Source organism: Collinsella sp. AF23-4AC (assembly GCF_003462685.1).
In the GTDB taxonomy this organism is placed as follows: Bacteria; Actinomycetota; Coriobacteriia; order Coriobacteriales; family Coriobacteriaceae; genus Collinsella.
Genome location: NZ_QRVE01000002.1, coordinates 219,744 through 235,287, shown reverse-complemented (window position 1 = coordinate 235,287; position 15,544 = coordinate 219,744). Strand labels below are relative to the sequence as shown.

At 64.4% G+C, this 15,544-nt stretch carries 12 protein-coding genes and 1 tRNA gene; all 13 read left to right on the top strand.

The window, feature by feature from the left end; genetic code table 11:
• The first annotated feature begins 1 nt into the window (after nt 1).
• The 13 genes from DWY05_RS02665 (at nt 2) to DWY05_RS02610 (ending at nt 15,408) form a co-directional block, all read left to right on the top strand.
• Entirely contained in the window at nt 2-784 is a 783-nt protein-coding gene (locus tag DWY05_RS02665) for an NADH-quinone oxidoreductase subunit B family protein (protein ID WP_022095195.1), read from the top strand.
• Nucleotides 785-1,366 (top strand): formate hydrogenlyase maturation HycH family protein, encoded by a 582-nt coding sequence (locus tag DWY05_RS02660; protein WP_117820334.1) that lies wholly within the window; start codon nt 785-787, stop codon nt 1,364-1,366.
• The gene (gene hycI / locus DWY05_RS02655) at nt 1,366-1,869 is read left to right on the top strand and encodes a hydrogenase maturation peptidase HycI (protein ID WP_117820333.1); all 504 of its coding nucleotides are present in this window, start codon (nt 1,366-1,368) and stop codon (nt 1,867-1,869) included. The genes DWY05_RS02660 and hycI overlap by 1 nt, the downstream gene beginning before the upstream one ends.
• A gap of 39 nt (nt 1,870-1,908) precedes the next feature.
• Entirely contained in the window at nt 1,909-2,748 is an 840-nt protein-coding gene (locus tag DWY05_RS02650; RefSeq protein ID WP_117820403.1) for a formate/nitrite transporter family protein, read from the top strand.
• Nucleotides 2,749-2,870: 122 nt separating this feature from the next.
• On the top strand, nt 2,871-4,988 hold the full coding sequence (locus DWY05_RS02645; protein WP_158558669.1) for a molybdopterin-dependent oxidoreductase: 2,118 nt from the start codon (nt 2,871-2,873) through the stop codon (nt 4,986-4,988).
• Nucleotides 4,989-5,040: 52 nt separating this feature from the next.
• On the top strand, nt 5,041-6,498 hold the full coding sequence (selA, locus tag DWY05_RS02640) for an L-seryl-tRNA(Sec) selenium transferase (protein ID WP_199409524.1): 1,458 nt from the start codon (nt 5,041-5,043) through the stop codon (nt 6,496-6,498).
• Nucleotides 6,495-8,462, top strand: coding sequence for a selenocysteine-specific translation elongation factor (selB, locus tag DWY05_RS02635; RefSeq protein ID WP_117820331.1), 1,968 nt, complete (start codon nt 6,495-6,497; stop codon nt 8,460-8,462). The genes selA and selB overlap by 4 nt, the downstream gene beginning before the upstream one ends.
• A 155-nt stretch (nt 8,463-8,617) precedes the next feature.
• A tRNA-Sec gene (locus DWY05_RS09915) sits at nt 8,618-8,714 on the top strand.
• A 154-nt stretch (nt 8,715-8,868) separates the two neighbouring features.
• Complete coding sequence (locus DWY05_RS02630) at nt 8,869-9,501, top strand: molybdenum cofactor guanylyltransferase (protein ID WP_158558668.1); 633 nt, start codon at nt 8,869-8,871, stop codon at nt 9,499-9,501.
• 15 nt (nt 9,502-9,516) lie between these two features.
• Nucleotides 9,517-9,912, top strand: coding sequence for a DUF3343 domain-containing protein (locus DWY05_RS02625; RefSeq protein ID WP_158558667.1), 396 nt, complete (start codon nt 9,517-9,519; stop codon nt 9,910-9,912).
• A gap of 254 nt (nt 9,913-10,166) precedes the next feature.
• On the top strand, nt 10,167-11,522 hold the full coding sequence (gdhA, locus tag DWY05_RS02620; RefSeq protein WP_117820328.1) for an NADP-specific glutamate dehydrogenase: 1,356 nt from the start codon (nt 10,167-10,169) through the stop codon (nt 11,520-11,522).
• Between the two features lie 152 nt (nt 11,523-11,674).
• Nucleotides 11,675-12,577, top strand: a complete 903-nt coding sequence (locus DWY05_RS02615) for a xanthine dehydrogenase family protein subunit M (RefSeq protein WP_199409523.1) — start codon at nt 11,675-11,677, stop codon at nt 12,575-12,577.
• Nucleotides 12,577-15,408, top strand: coding sequence for a molybdopterin cofactor-binding domain-containing protein (locus DWY05_RS02610; RefSeq protein WP_117820326.1), 2,832 nt, complete (start codon nt 12,577-12,579; stop codon nt 15,406-15,408). Before DWY05_RS02615 ends, DWY05_RS02610 begins: the two co-directional genes overlap by 1 nt.
• The last annotated feature ends 136 nt before the right edge of the window (nt 15,409-15,544 follow it).

The following is a 15,544-nucleotide window of genomic DNA, read 5'->3' as shown; positions in this document are numbered from 1 at the left end:
CATGGCCGAACCCACGCTTTTGCCCGAGCGGCTTCAGTACCGCCCGACCAAGATCGAGCTCGACGAGAGCATCGAGAAGGCCAAGGCGACCCTTCTTAAGAAGATCAAGCGCTCGGTGTACGTCTACCGTGTTGACTGCGGCGGCTGCAACGGCTGCGAGATCGAGATCTTTGGTTCCATCACGCCCGTCTTCGACGTCGAGCGCTTTGGCATCAAGGTCGTGCCTTCGCCCCGTCACGCCGATGTGCTGCTGTACACCGGTGCCGTGACGCGTGCCATGCGCATGCCGGCCCTGCGCGCCTTTGAGGCCGCACCCGATCCCAAGATCGTGGTGTCCTATGGCGCGTGCGGCTGCACCGGCGGCATCTTCTACGACAACTACTGCGTCTGGGGCGGCACGGACAAGATTCTGCCGGTCGATGTCTACATCCCCGGCTGCCCGCCCAGCCCCGCGCAGACCATCTACGGCTTTGCCATGGCGCTCGGTCTGCTAGACCAAAAGCTCCATGCCGAGACCACGGTGGAGGCCGCCGGCGAGCAGGCCGATATCCTGCACCCCGGCGTGCCGTACAAGCTGCGCGTTGCCATCGAGCGCGAGGCTCGCGCCATGAGCGGCTACCGTTACGGCCGCGACCTGGCCAATGAGTTCATGGATACGCTCGAGGGCGCGCCCAAGGGCGATATCCGCGGTGCCATGGCGCTGCTCATCGACAAGCAGGACGATCCGCGTCGCGTCGAGGTGTACTCGGCGCTGCAGGATCTGGTGCTGGCCGGAGGTCGCTAGATGGAGCTCACGGACCGCTCTGGTTACTTTGCGGGCCCCGGCATGCTCGGCGGCTCCTTTGGCGATGCCTCGCGCGCAAGCGACGAGGCTGCCGAGGGCGTCGCCGACCCCTGCCTGGGCCATGCGCCCGACCAGGTGGTCTTCTACGAGCTCACGCGTAAGTTTGTGGAGACCGAGGAAGACGTTCCCCAGGAGGCCTGCGACGTGCTGTACTACACGCTCGCCGTGGGCCACCACACAGGCGTGCTCGACTGCTTTGAGCCGCGCCTGTCGGTGCCGGTGGATGTGTTCTATTCGCTCGTCGACGCGCTGCCGGAGGGGGAGGCCAAGACCAAGTTCGAGGCCATCCGCTCCTTTGGTGAGTGCCAGCTCGACAAGGCGGCCGTGCCGTCGCTGCTCGACGCCTGCGATGCGCTGCTCGACGAGCGCGGTTTTCGCGGGTCGGCCAAGGCCGGCATCTCGGTGTTCGACGACGACTTTGGCCTGCATGCCCAGCAGGTCGCGTTTCTGATGAAGTTCCGCGATCTGGTTGAGCGCGTGCACGATGTGTCGGGCGTGTATCTGACGGGGAGGTTGCAGTAATGGGTCGCGTTGTGGATGGTCGTGTGAACGGCGCCCCGTTTGCGGGCATTGTGCTCACGGCGGGAAGCGTGCTGCGTGCCGACGATGCCGCCGGCCCCGTGCTCTCCAAAAAGATGGAGGACGCGCCGCTTGCCGGCTGGTACACCATCGACGGCGGCCAAACGCCCGAGGATGACATCATCGAGGTCAAGCGCGAGCGTCCGCCGCGTTTGGTTTTGGTCGATGCCGCCGACATGGCGCTGCCCGTCGGCGCCATCCGCTTGCTCGACAAACGTGACGTGGCCCGCAAGTCGATGTTCACCACGCATTCGCTCCCTTTGTCGATTCTGATCGAGGAAATCGAGCAATCGTGCGAAGATATCGTCTTCATAGGGATTCAGCCGGGCGACACGGAGTTCTACAACCCCATGTCCCCGGAAGTCTTTGACGCCGTCGACGCCGTGTACGACGCCGTGGCCGCCAACGACTTTTCCCACTTTGTCCGCTTGGGGCAAGAGCAATAGGAGCGCTTGTCCCTGCTGATTAGGAAAGAAGTGATTGACATGGCAGATTCCAAGGTGGAGTATCCTGCTCCCGATTGCCTGGTGCCCGCCGCGATCGAGGCCAAGACCGAGGCCGCCGGCGTGGCCAAGGCTAACCTGCCGGTCGCAAAGGCTTTTCTGTTGGCAATGTTCGCCGGTGCGTTCATCGCCTTCGGTGGCCTGTTCTTTACCGTGTTCTTGAGCGATAGCACGCTGGGCTGGGGCGCTCAGCGTGTCGTGGGCGGCCTGTGCTTTTGCCTGGGCCTGGTGCTGGTGCTGGTGTGTGGCGCCGAGTTGTTCACCGGCAACTCGCTTATGGTCTGCGCGCTCAAGAGCAAAAAGATCACCCTGGCTCAGATGCTCAAGGCATGGATCGTCGTGTGGCTTGGTAACTTTGTCGGTGCCCTGTTCATCGTTTTTTTGGTGTACATGGCCGGCATTTACAAGCTCAACGGCGAGGCGGTCGCCAATTCCATGGTGAGCGTCGCCGCCGGCAAGGTGACGATCGACTGGGTGACGATCTTCTTCCGCGGCATCCTGTGCAACATCTTTGTGTGCCTGGCCGTGTGGATCGGTACCGCCGGCAAGACCGTGGTCGATAAGGTTGTGGGCATTCTGCTGCCCATCGCCGCCTTTGTGGCCTGCGGTTTTGAGCACTGCGTTGCCAACATGTATTTTTTGCCCATGGGTGCCGTGATGCACGCGTGCGGCTATGGTGCCGACGTCGCCGGCGCCGATGCGCTCAACGCCGCGGGCATTGCGTTTAACCTGTCCGCCGCCACGCTGGGCAACATCGTGGGCGGCGCGGTTCTGGTCGCGCTCGGCTACTGGTTTATCTACGCCAAGAAGTCCGAGGCGTAAGGTACCGTCTGTTTGACGTTGGGCCTCCCGCGGGGCGTTGCCGTGCGGGAGGCTTTTTGGGCCTGGGGCTCGTTGCCGGGCTTTTGGCCTGTTGTGTTTGGCTGATGAAAGGGGTAATCGAGATGGCATCTGCTGTGAAGCGTGACGGTCGCGCCGTGGTGACCACATGCGGGGGATGCTATGCCGATTGTGCCTTTGCGGCCCATGTTAAGGATGGGCGTGTGGTGGCAGAGTTGCCGGTGCCGGGACATCCGTGCGCGGCGCGTGCCCTGTGCGCCCGCGGACGGCATCGCCTGGCAATGCCGTTTGACGAGCGCGACCGGATTTTGCACCCCATGCGCCGCCGTCGTGATGGCTCGGGGTTCGATGCGATTACCTGGGACGAGGCGTTTTCGGAGATCGCGGCGCGCCTTTTGGGGATTGTTGACGAGCACGGGCCTCGTGCGCTGGGCATGACGCTCGGCGTGCCCTCGTTCGACCGTTACTGGGCGTATCGTTTTATGCATGCGCTGGGCTCGCCCAACGTATACGGTGCCGACGGCGCCTGCGAGGTAAGCCGTCTCACCGGCTGGGAGCACAGCTTGGGCTATAGTCCCGCCTCCGACCTGGCGCATACCGATTGCATCATGTATCTGGGGCGTTCCATTGTCGATTCGTCGACGATGGGGGCCGTTGATGCGCTCAACGATGCCCGTCGCCGTGGGGCGAAAATCATCGTCGTGGACCCGCGGCGCAGTGGCTCGGCTGCGCTTGCCGACCGCTGGCTGCGCGTGCGTCCGGGCTGCGACCTGGCCTTGCTGTTGGGCATTGCCCACGTCTTGATTGCCGAGGACCTGTATGACCACGAGTTCGTGACCCGCTATACCACGGGGTTTGATGAGCTGGCGCAGGCGGCTGCTGTTTGGACGCCCGAGTGGGCCGAGTCGATGTGCGACGTACCAGCGGACGATATCCGTGTGACTGCGCGTGATTTGGCTGCCGCGGCGCCTGCTGCGGTGGTGGACGCTGGCTTTCATGGTGGCATCGGTATCGCGTATGCCAATAGCACCCAGACCGCGCGCGCTATCTGCTTGGTCGATGTGCTGCTGGGCTGCATCGGGCATGCGGGCGGCGCGCTCAATCCGCCCACACCGCTTGTGCTGGGCGACTTGGACCCTGCGCGTTTTGCGACGCCGTCAGTGCCGCGTGAGCCTAAGTTGGGGTCCGAGCGCTATCCACTCGTCGACCCCGAGCGCGGTCTGTGCACGACCATCGGCCAGTCGATTCTGGCCGGGGACCTGCGCGGGCTCATCGTCTATGCCAGTAACCCCGGTGCGGGCTATGGCAATGCGCAGGCTTGGTTGGGCATCTTGCAGCAGCTCGACTTGCTCGTGACGATTGATATTCGCTGGTCCGAGACGGCGCGTGCTTCTGACTTCGTGCTGCCCGACGTGACGTATCTGGAGGCCGATCGCGGTGTGGGCACAGTCGTGGGCGCCAACGATGCGCGCGTGTTCTACCGCAATGCCGTGTTGCCCGTGCTGCATGACGACACGCGTCCCGGTCGGGAGATTTTTGCCGGTTTGGCGCAGGCGTGTGGCGCGGGCGAGTACTTCCAGTTTACGTCCGACGATATGGGGGCTGCCCAGGTGGCGCCGTTTGGGATTGATCTGGACGAGCTCAAGGAGCGCGGTTGGGCCGATACGGGCGTGGCGCTGCCGACGCGCACGGGTGAGCCGGCGATTCCCTTGGATGGCGGCAAAATTGCGCTGGCAAGCGACGTATGGGAACGAGCCGGCCTGGGTCGTGTACCCAACTGGATCGCTCCCATGGTGGAGCCTGGCCCGGGGATGTTTCGCCTCATTAGCGGCAACCGTCCCTTTGAGTCGCATACCTCGCGAAGGCTTGCAGCCCAAGGTGCCGCTGAGGCTGGGTCGGACCTGGATGCCGTGCAGATGAATGCCGATGCTGCTGCGCACATGGGCATCGCCGACGGCGAGATCGTCGAACTCGTGAGCGATATGGGCCGCGACCGCGTGCGTGTGGAGACGACGCCGTATCTGCATCCGGCGTGCATCTTCACCTCGGCCGCCCCCGGTGGGCGTTCGTTTGGCGCCGATGCCGGTGGCGCTCAAGGCTTGGGCGTGGGCCCGCTCGACCATACGCCGTTGCGTTGGGACCCGTTGACGGGTGCCGCGCTCACCCAGGAAAACGCCGTTCGCGTGGAAAAGATTGTCGCGCGCGGGGATAATGACGAGTAATTGACTCAGCTGATGCATTCGACTGATCCACGTTTCTTTTGAAAGGCCGCACATGAGCGATAGCCAGAACATGTCCGATGAGGTGCGCGCCCGCCTGCGCGCCATTCCTTCCGTCAACGAGCTGCTTGCCGAGTGGCCGGTGGTGAAGGCGGCGGGGGAGACCTGCGACGCGGTGGTCCATGCTGCCGTGACGGCCGAGCTCGACGAGGAGCGCGCCGCCATTCGCGCCGGTGCCGCCCCGCGCTCTAAGCGCGACCTGGCCTCGGCCATCGAGTGGCGTGCGCATCGCTCCGCACTGCCGAGCCTGCGCCCCGCCGTCAACGCCACGGGTGTGGTCATCCATACCAATCTGGGCCGCGCCCCGCTCGCGGAGTCGGCGGCCAAGGCCGTGGCCGAGGTCGCGCGCGGCTACAGCACGCTCGAGTACAGCGTGGACACCTGCTCGCGCGGGTCGCGCAAGGAGCACGCAGCGCAGCTGATCCGCTCGCTTACCGGTGCCGAGGACGCGCTCGTGGTCAACAACAATGCCGCCGCGGTGCTGCTGGTGCTGACGACTCATGCCGCGGGCAAGGAGGTCATCGTGAGCCGTGGCGAGCTCGTCGAGATCGGTGGCAGCTTCCGTATTCCTGACGTCATGGCGGCTTCGGGCGCCAAACTCGTCGAGGTCGGGGCCACCAACCGCACGCATCTGGGCGACTACGAGCGCGCCATCACGCCCGATACGGCGATGATCCTTAAGGTCCATCCTTCCAACTATCGCATCGAGGGTTTCCACGAGGAGGTGGGTTCTCGGGAGCTTGCGGCGCTTGCTCACAAACATGGCCTGCTGTTCTACGAGGACCAGGGCTCGGGCGCGCTGTTGCCCGACGACATCTTGGTGCGCGGCGGCGAAGAAACCACGCCGGCTTCGGTTTCGGCAGGGCTCGACCTGGTGTCGTGCTCGGGCGATAAGCTGCTCGGTGCCGCACAGGCGGGCATTATCATGGGCCGTCGCGATTTGGTCCAGGCCTGTGGGTCGCATCCGCTTATGCGCGCCCTGCGCCCGGGCAAGTTGGCGCTCACGGCGCTCGAGGCTACACTGCGCATCTACATGGACGGTGCCGACGTGGCCCATCGTGATATTCCGGTGCTCAGCATGCTTACGCTGCCGCAGGCCCATTTGGAACGACGTGCCCGCAAGCTGCGCGATCGTATGGTCGCCGGGTTCGATAAGGTGGGTTGCCCGTGCGCCGTGCAGGTGGAGATCGTCGAGGAATCGTCGACCCCCGGTGGCGGCTCGCTGCCTACCGTGGAGCTACCCACGATGTGCGTTGCCGTGCGTCTTGTTGACGCGCGCCTAACGGTCGATGCGCTCAAGCGCTCGCTTGTCCAAGACTTCGATACGCCGGTCGTCACGCGCGCCTCGCACGACCGCATTCTGTTTGATGTGCGCACGCTCGTGGGCGACCGCGATATCGAGACCGCGGCATCGACGCTCGTCGCGTGCGTTGAGAAGGCGATTGCTCGATGAGTGAGGTTCAAGCGCTGGTGGAATGCCCCGTTATCGTTGGCACGGCGGGCCATGTCGACCACGGTAAGTCGGCGCTCATCGAGGCGCTGACGGGTAAAAACCCCGACCGTCTGGAGGTTGAGCGCCGTCGCGGCATGACCGTTGAGCTTGGCTTTGGCGAGCTGGCGCTGCCGAGTGGCAAGATCGTCGGCCTGGTCGACGTGCCGGGCCACGCGCATTACTTGCGCGCCATGGTGCAGGGCGCCACGGGTATTGACGTTGCCGTGCTGGTGGTTTCTGCCGTCGAGGGCGTGATGCCGCAGACCCGCGAGCACGTGCATGTGCTGGAGCTGCTGGGCGTCACACACATGGTGGTCGCGCTGACGATGTGCGACCTGGCCGACGCCGAGATGACAGAGCTTGCCGAGCTCGATGTCGATGACTTTTTGTCGGGTACCGTGTTTGCGGACGCGCCGATCGTGACTGTGTCGTCCAAGACCGGCGCGGGAATCGATGACCTGCTGGCTGCGCTCGACGAGCAGGTTGCCGCTTGCTGGGGTGCCTGCCGTGTCCGTGCCGAGCTCACCGATGCCGCACCGCGTCTGCCCATCGATCGCTGCTTTACGATCAAGGGCGCCGGTACCGTGGTGACGGGAACGCTGCACGATGCGCCGGTTGCGGTGGGCGACGAGCTGATGGCTTTGCCATCGCGTACGGTCTGTCGCGTGCGCGGGATTCAGGTGCATGGCGATACGCCGCGGGCGTTGCCCGGTCAGCGTGTGGCGCTCAACTTGGTGGGCGATGCCGTCGCCACGCTCGATCGCGGTGAGATGCTCGGCGTGGCGGGCCGCTTTGGCCATGCGATGCGCTTTATGATGGCGTTTACGTATTTGGGTCGCGAGGGCGCCAAGCCGCGTGTGCTCGAGTCGGGTGCGCGCGTGCACGTGATGGCGGGTACGGCCGAGGTCGTCGGTCGCATCATGTTCATGGAGGGCGAGGCCCCCATGGCGGTGGGCGAGACCCGTATTGTTCAGGTGCGCTTGGAAAACTCGCTGCCGCTACGTGCCGGGGACCATGCCGTGGTGCTGTCCTATTCGCCCGTGATGCTTATCGGCGGCGGGCGCGTGCTGCTTTCGCGCTGCCGTCGCTCGCGCGAGCTTGCCGAAGGGGAGCGTTCACTGTATGCGGCGCTCGAGTCCGGCGATATCGCGGGCAGTGTGGGCGCTTGGCTGGCGCTGCAGGCGCTGCCGGTTACGGCGGTTGATGTTGCCGAGGCTTTGGATCTTGCTGTCGGCGAGGTCGATGCCGCACTGCGCGGGTTGGTGGCGCAAGGCTCCGTTCGCAAACTTGCCGCGGGTGATTCGGGTCTCTTGGCGGACGCCGTGGTGCTCGACGCCGCGATGGATGCCTTGGCGGCGACCCTGTCAGCCATGCACTCGGCGGCTCCCAAGGAGACGGGCTTTACGCCCGGCGCCGTTGCCCATGCTGCGTGGCCTGCCGCTGATGAAGGCGTTGCCGCGGCCCTGATTGCCGAGGGCTGCTCGCGTGGCGTGTGCGCTGCCGAGGGCGCCGAGGTATTCGATCCACATTCGGCCGCCGCGGCGGCACGCGTGGTGCGCGAGGCATGCGAGCGGATCGTCGCGCTGCTTGACGAGGCCGGTCTGGATGCACCGGCGCTTCCCGAGGTGGGCGAGCAGTTGCAGCTCGATCGCGACACCATGACGCGTGCCCTGCGCGAGCTTTCGCTCAACCGCTCGATCATTAAGGTCGAGCGCGACGTTGCCCTGTCCGCTGCCGCCGAGGCCCATGCGCGCGAGCTCGTCGCCGCCGCCATTGAGGCAGCCGGCGGCGCTGCAACCACGAGCGTGTTGCGCGAGGCGCTGGGCGTGTCGCGCAAACGCGCCATCAGCATCTTGGAGCACCTGGATGCCGTGCGCTTTACGGTGCTCGACAAGGAGGCCGGCGGCCTGAGGTCCCTGCGCTAGGCCACTCTTATCAATTGCGGTGGAATAGTTCCTGTTTTCGGCATCTAACGCCAAACCAGGAACTATTCCACCGCAAATTAGGCTGGGAGGTTTGATCCTTCCCGTCGTGCCGGGCAGTTGCGGCCTGCTCGGTTTGGTAAAATACCGCCGCACTTGGGAACGGATGGGCTCCGGTGGGCTCCGCGGTCCTCAAAACCGTTGCGAGGCGTGCAAAACGTCTTGGATGTGTTCGATTCACATACGTTCCCGCCATACGCTACCAGCGCTTTTGTGCTCGCGGTCTTGCTGCGTGCCGCAAAGGCGCTGTTTTGTTTTTGTACGGGTCCGCCGTGTCGCCTGTCATGACGTCTACGGTATTTGCCCCGTGCGCTGGGTTTTGAACGTGCCGATGGAGGTGTTTTGCCGTATGACTACCGTAAGACGTGCCGATCTTTCTTGCGTCGTCCAGGCGGGCGGGTTGTCGTCGCGCATGGGCTGCGATAAGGCGCGCATGGCGTTTTGCGGCGAGCCGCTCATCGAGCGCGTGCTGGGTCGGCTGGCGCCAGTTGCCGGCGAGTTGGTCGTGACGACTTCGCGTCCCAGCGAGCTTGCCTATCTTGAGGAGCACGCGTTTGGCGGCCTGGTGCCGCGTGTGGTAGCGGACCTTGAAGGGTCGGCGGGTGCCATGCGCGGCATCGCGAGCTCGTTGGCCGCGGCCCGATTGCCGCTCGTGGCAATCGTCGCCTGCGATATGCCGTTTGTCTCGCCAGAGCTCATCGGCGCGATTGCCGATCGTGTTGAGGCCGAGGCGCTCGACGTGTGCGTGCCGCGCGAGGAGCGGGGGATTGAGCCGCTTTGCGCCGTCTGGCGCCGTGACGTGTGTACGCCGGTTGCCCAAGAGCTGCTCGCCTGCGACCGTCAGCGAATTCGCTGCCTGATCAATCGCGTTCAGGCCGGTTATATGGATGAGCCTCAGGTCGTTAAGGCCGCGGGCTCCACGCTCTGCTTCGAAAACGTCAATACACCCGAGGAGTTTGCGGCAGCCGAGCTGCTCGCCTAGACGATGGGAGATGCCATGTCTCACGATATTTGCCCCGACACGGGAGAGCCTTGCACTTGCGACGGGTCCGAACCCTGTACCTGCGGTTGCGGTGGCTGTGGACATACCGCGGAAGAGGAAGCGGCCGCCGCGGCGTATCGCGAGGCACACCGCGAAGGCCCGTCCGGTGATGCCCTTGACCACGAGCGCAAGATTATCGTGTCGTTTGACAGCACCTTCGATGTGATGGAATGCGAGCAGCTGTGCCTGGATGCCGGCGTGCCCGGGCGCATCATGCCGCTGCCCGGCTCCATTACCGCCGGCTGTGGGCTTTGCTGGGTCATGCCGTTCTCCGGCGATGCACTCGCCGCCTTCCGCGCTGCCACCGAGGGCCGCATAACCCCCGCCGACTACCATCAGCTCGTCCTCTAACCGCCAGCACCACAAAAGTGCCTGTCCCCAATGTGGTGGTTTGGAACACGTGGACGAAACAGCTTCGAAACACGCGATTTGTTCGTCAGGCACTCAAAAACGCCTCTACCTGCATCGTAATCAAAACGAAACATCTGCTCGTCTGCTTATGCGAAACTTTCCCGCAACAGTGCGATATTATCCATACTCGATAAAGCTCGCGGCGCATGGGGTGCCGCGACCGACATTTTTCTTTTCCATCAATTGGAGGAAGCATGAGCTACACGCAGAAAGTTCTCGAAGAGCTCAAGGTCCGCTATCCCGAGCAGCCTGAGTTCATCCAGGCCGCGACCGAGATCCTCGGCACCATCCAACCGGCGCTCGACGCCCATCCCGAGTACGAGGAGGCCGCCCTGCTTGAGCGCCTCGTCGAGCCCGAGCGCATCGTTATGTTCCGTGTCCCCTGGGTCGATGACCAGGGCAAGGTTCAGGTCAACCGCGGCTATCGTGTCGAGTTCAACTCTGCCATTGGACCCTACAAGGGCGGTCTGCGCTTTAACCCGACGGTCACCCTGGGTATGCTCAAGTTCCTGGGCCTGGAGCAGATCCTCAAGAACAGCCTGACCACCCTTCCCATGGGCGGCGGCAAGGGCGGTTCCGACTTTGACCCCAAGGGCAAGTCCAACAACGAGATCATGCACTTCTGCCAGTCCTTCATGACCGAGCTCTATCGCCACATCGGCCCCAACACCGACGTTCCCGCCGGCGACCTGGGCGTTGGCGGCCGCGAGGTTGCCTACATGTTCGGTCAGTACAAGCGCCTGACCAACGAGTGGACCGGCGTCCTTACCGGCAAGGGCCTCTCCTTTGGCGGCTCGCTCGCCCGTACCGAGGCCACTGGCTACGGCCTGGTCTACTTTGTGGACGAGTACCTCAAGAGCCGCGGCGACTCCTTCGAGGGCAAGAACGTCGTCGTTCACGGCTCCGGCAATGTTGCTATCTACGCCGTCCAGAAGGTTTCCCAGCTTGGCGGCAAGGTGCTCGCCTGCTCCGACACTCATGGCTGGGTCGAGGATCCCGACGGCATCGACTACACCGTGCTCGAGCATGTCTACAACAAGAAGCGCTCTGGCCACGACAAGGGTGTCACGCTCGCCATGTACGTTGACGAGAAGCCCAACGCCGTGTGGCACGAGGGCGACGGCCGCGGCGTGTGGCAGCTGCCCTGCGACATCGCGCTGCCCTGCGCTCGCGAGAACACGCTGCTGCTCGAGGACGCCCAGGCGCTCGTCGCCAACGGCTGCAAGGTGGTCGGCGAGGGCGCGAACATGCCCACGACCATCGAGGCCACGACTTACTTCCAGGAGAACGGCGTCGCCTTTATGCCCGGTAAGGCTGCCAACGCCGGCGGCGTGCTCGTGTCCGGCCTGGAGATGAGCCAGAACGCCGAGCACCTGTCCTGGACCTTCGAGGAGGTCGACGGCAAGCTCGAGCAGCTCATGCGCGGCATGTTCCACAACGTGGACGACACCGCCAAGGAGTATGGCCAGGAGGGCAACTTTGTCATGGGCGCCAACATCGCCGGCTTCCTGAAGGTCGCCGATGCCATGCTCGCCCAGGGCGTCTGCTAAATCCAGCTCAACAGAGCTCCGTACAGCACTAGCTGATGCGTCTAAGGCTTCCGGCAATTCCTGCCGGGAGCCTTTTTCTATGGTGGTGAGGGTCGTGCGCCCTCGTTTGGTACACTAAGAGGTACTGGACAAGTAAAGAGATGGGGGAGAACGTGCTCAAGTTCGGTACCTACGTCCGTGTTGGAAACGCGGCCGAAGCCTATGAGCTCTTGCAGAAGAACCGCAACAACAAGATTGTGGGCGGCGGCATCTGGATGCGCCTGGGTTCGCGTCGCGTGGCGACGGCGATTGACCTTTCGGCCTGCGGACTCGATCAGATCGAGGAGACCGAGACCGAGTTTCGCATCGGTGCCATGTGCACCCTGCGCCAGCTCGAGCGTCATGCCGGGCTCAATGCGCTTGTCAACCATGTCTTTGAGTTTGCCGTCCACGACATCGTGGGCGTGCAGCTGCGCAATACCGCCACGGTGGGCGGCAGCATCTACGGCCGCTTTGGCTTCTCGGACGTTCTCTCCGCCTTCCTCGCGCTCGATTCGTACGTTGAGCTGACGGGCGCTGGGCGCGTGCCGCTTGCCGAGTTTGTGAACATGGGCTACGTGCGCGACGTAATCGAGCACGTCGTGGTCGTCAAGCACGACTACCGCGCGAGCTACGAGGCCGTACGCAAGGCCGCGACCGACTTCCCCTCCCTAAACGTTACCGCCGCCTGGTGGGATAACAGCTGGCATGTCACCGTGGGCGCCCGCCCGCTGCGTGCGACCTTGCTGCAGGGCGAGGCATGCGGCCTCACCAGCGAGCAGCCTTCCGAGGACGAGCTGCGCGCCCTGGCCGCATCAGTGCGCGCGCTGAGCTACGGCACCAACCTGTGGGGCTCGGCGGACTACCGCCGCCGCATCTCGGCCCCGCTGGCGATTCAGGCCGTGCGTCGCGCCGCCGGCATCGAGCTTTCGGCCGCGCTTGCCCGCGAGCTCGAGACCGTGCAGATCCCTAAGTTCGCCACGGACGAGTATTCCTGCCGCCGCGTGCCCGGCGTCGATTCTAGCGAGGTGCGCTAATGGCTGCCAAACTCATCGATCTTTCCTTTACGCTCAACGGCCGTAAGGTCAAGGTTCAGATTGCCCCCGACACCATGCTTTTTGCACTGTTGCGCGAGCAGGGTTGTTCGTCGGTGCGCTGCGCCTGTGAGACCACCAACTGCGGCCTGTGCACGGTGTGGCTCGACGGCGACCCGGTGCTGAGCTGCTCGGTTCCCGCCGCTCGCGTCGAGGGCCACACCATCACCACGCTCGAGGGCCTCAAAGCCGAGTCTGAGGCGCTGGCCCGTGCGATGGCTGCCGAAGGCGCCGAGCAGTGCGGTTTTTGCGCCCCCGGCCTCATCATGAACGTGCTGGCGCTTGCCCGCGCCGCCAAGGAGGACCCGAGCCTCGTCGCCACGCGCGAGGAGCTCTCGCGCCAGCTCGCCGGCAACCTCTGCCGTTGCAGCGGCTACGAGAGCCAGCTGCGCGCCATTGTCCGCTTCCTCAACGAGTTCGGCGTTCAGGTGGGCTTTGAGATGCCCGAGCTGCCGGTCAACGACACCAGCTGCGACGGTGTCTCGTACAAGCAGATTACCCACAAGCAGCCCAAGAAGGACTCGAAGGCCCTGCTTGAGGGGCGTCCCGTCTACACGGGCGACCTGGTGCCCGCCGGCGCCCTGATCGTCAAGCTCAAGCGCAGCCCGTATGCCCGCGCCAAGATCCGCTCCATCGATACGTCGCGCGCCCTGAAGGTGCCCGGCGTCGTGGGCGTTTACACTTACGAGGACGTGCCCAAGCGCCGCTTTACCATCGCCGGCCAGAGCTATCCGCAGCCGAGCCCCTACGATCGCCTGATCCTCGAGAACCTGGTGCGCTATCAAAACGAGGAGGTGGCGATCGTCGCCGCCGAGACCGAGGAGGCCGCCGACAAGGCACTCAAGCTCATCAAGGTCGACTACGAGGTGCTCGAGCCCTTGCTCGACTTTACCCAGGCGCTCGATAATGACATCGTGGTTCATCCCGAGGGTGACGTGACCTTTATGTTCCCGCAGGGCGGCGACGTTGCTCGCAACCTGGTGTGCAGCGGTACCAGCGACTTTGGCGACTTGGACGAGGCCTTCGCCCAGAGCGACATCGTCTTTGAGCGCACCTACACCAGTCAGGCCACGCAGACCGCGCCCATGGAGACCTTCCGCGCCTTTGCGACGACCGACGCGTTTGGACGTATCTCGGTGACCACCTCTACTCAGGTGCCCTTCCACGTGCGCCGCATGGTCGCGCAGTCGCTCGACATTCCGCAGTCGCAGGTACAGGTTATCAAGCCGCGCATCGGCGGCGGCTTCGGCTCCAAGCAGACGGGCTGCTGCGAGATTTTCGTGGCATTCGTGACGCAGCAGACCGGCCGTCCGAGTTACTGCTGCTACACCCGCGAGGAGACCATCACCGCGGGCAACTCGCGCCACCAGATGCAGATGACGGTTAAGCTGGGCGCTATGAACGACGGCACCATCACGGCTATCGACCTGCACACGCTGTCCAATGCCGGCGCGTACGGCGAGCACGCTACCACGACGATCGGCCTCTCGGGCCACAAGAGCCTGCCCATCTACAACCACGTGAAGGCGAGCCGCTTTAGCTGGGACGCCGTCTACACCAATACCAACCGCGGCGGCGCGTATCGCGGCTACGGTGCCACCCAGGGCCAGTTTGCCGTGGAGAGCGCCGTCAACGAGCTCGCCGACATGCTGCACATGGACCCCGCCGACCTGCGCCTTAAGAACATTGTGCGCGAGGGCGAGATCATGCCGCAGTACTACAACGAGAAGCTCAACGCCTGCGCACTCGACCGCTGCCTGCTGCGCGCGATGGACATGATCGGCTGGCGCGACAAGCCGCTGGCCGTGGACCTGGGCGACCGCGTGCGTGCTCTGGGCTGCGCGCTCACCATGCAGGGCTCGGGCATCTCCAACGTGGACATCGCCGGCATTGACATGCGCCTGGAAGAGGACGGCTTTATCACGCTTTCGACCGGTGCCACCGATAACGGCATGGGCGTCGACACGATTCTGGCGCAGATTGCCGCCGAGGAGCTGGGCGTGGAGAGCTCGCTCATCGTGGTGCGCGGCGTGGACACCGACGTGTCGCCGTTCGACGCCGGCTCGTACGCGAGCTCGGGTACGTACGTGACGGGCCTTGCCGCCAAGAACGCCGCGACCGAGCTGCGCGAGAAGATTTGCGCCAAGGCTGCCCAGATGTGGGATGTGGACGCCGCCGACGTGGTCTTCGATGGCCAGTACGTGCGCCTGTCCGACGAGCGTGCCGCGCGCGAGCAGAACCGCTACCTCACGCTGCGCGACTTTGCCAACCTGTGCGTCAAGAACATCGCGGGCGGCGACGCACTCACCTCGCACGCCTCTGCCTGCCTGCCCGTTTCGCCTCCGCCGTTTATGGCCGGCATTGCCGAGGTCGAGGTCGACAAGGCTACCGGCAAGGTGACCGTGGTGGATTACGCCGCTGCCGTCGATTGTGGCACCGTGATCAACGAGGCGCTCGCGCGCGTCCAGGCCGAGGGCGGCATTGCCCAGGGTATCGGCCACGCGCTCTACGAGATTGTCGAGCACGACGAACGCGGCCGCCTGCGCACCGGCAACTTTATGAGTTACAAGCTGCCCACGCGCCTGGATATCGGTAGTATTCGCGTGGCCTTTGAGCCGAGCTACGAGCCGACGGGTCCGTTTGGCGCCAAGTCGATCGGCGAGGTCGTCATCAACACGCCGCTCGCCGCCGTGGCCTCGGCCGTGGCGCACGCCACCGGACACCAGGTTCGCTCGCTGCCCATCACGCCCGAGAAGGCCCTGCTGGGGGAGTAGCGGGTCAGCGAACAAGTCGTAATTGGCGGGGTGGGGCAACTCGCCCCGCCAATTGCACTCGTGGTGAGGTCGTGAGCCTGTAAAAGGTGTGCGTGCGCTTGCCGTTCGTATCTGCTATCATTCCTAGTCTGTGCGC

Bases quoted from the DNA above. Each gene is read 5' to 3' on its own strand.
- DWY05_RS02665 (WP_022095195.1), top strand. From the start codon at position 2: ATGGCCGAACCCACGCTTTTGCCCGAGCGGCTTCAGTACCGCCCGACC.
- DWY05_RS02660 (WP_117820334.1), top strand. From the start codon at position 785: ATGGAGCTCACGGACCGCTCTGGTTACTTTGCGGGCCCCGGCATGCTC.
- hycI (WP_117820333.1), top strand. From the start codon at position 1,366: ATGGGTCGCGTTGTGGATGGTCGTGTGAACGGCGCCCCGTTTGCGGGC.
- DWY05_RS02650 (WP_117820403.1), top strand. From the start codon at position 1,909: ATGGCAGATTCCAAGGTGGAGTATCCTGCTCCCGATTGCCTGGTGCCC.
- DWY05_RS02645 (WP_158558669.1), top strand. From the start codon at position 2,871: ATGGCATCTGCTGTGAAGCGTGACGGTCGCGCCGTGGTGACCACATGC.
- selA (WP_199409524.1), top strand. From the start codon at position 5,041: ATGAGCGATAGCCAGAACATGTCCGATGAGGTGCGCGCCCGCCTGCGC.
- selB (WP_117820331.1), top strand. From the start codon at position 6,495: ATGAGTGAGGTTCAAGCGCTGGTGGAATGCCCCGTTATCGTTGGCACG.
- DWY05_RS02630 (WP_158558668.1), top strand. From the start codon at position 8,869: ATGACTACCGTAAGACGTGCCGATCTTTCTTGCGTCGTCCAGGCGGGC.
- DWY05_RS02625 (WP_158558667.1), top strand. From the start codon at position 9,517: ATGTCTCACGATATTTGCCCCGACACGGGAGAGCCTTGCACTTGCGAC.
- gdhA (WP_117820328.1), top strand. From the start codon at position 10,167: ATGAGCTACACGCAGAAAGTTCTCGAAGAGCTCAAGGTCCGCTATCCC.
- DWY05_RS02610 (WP_117820326.1), top strand. From the start codon at position 12,577: ATGGCTGCCAAACTCATCGATCTTTCCTTTACGCTCAACGGCCGTAAG.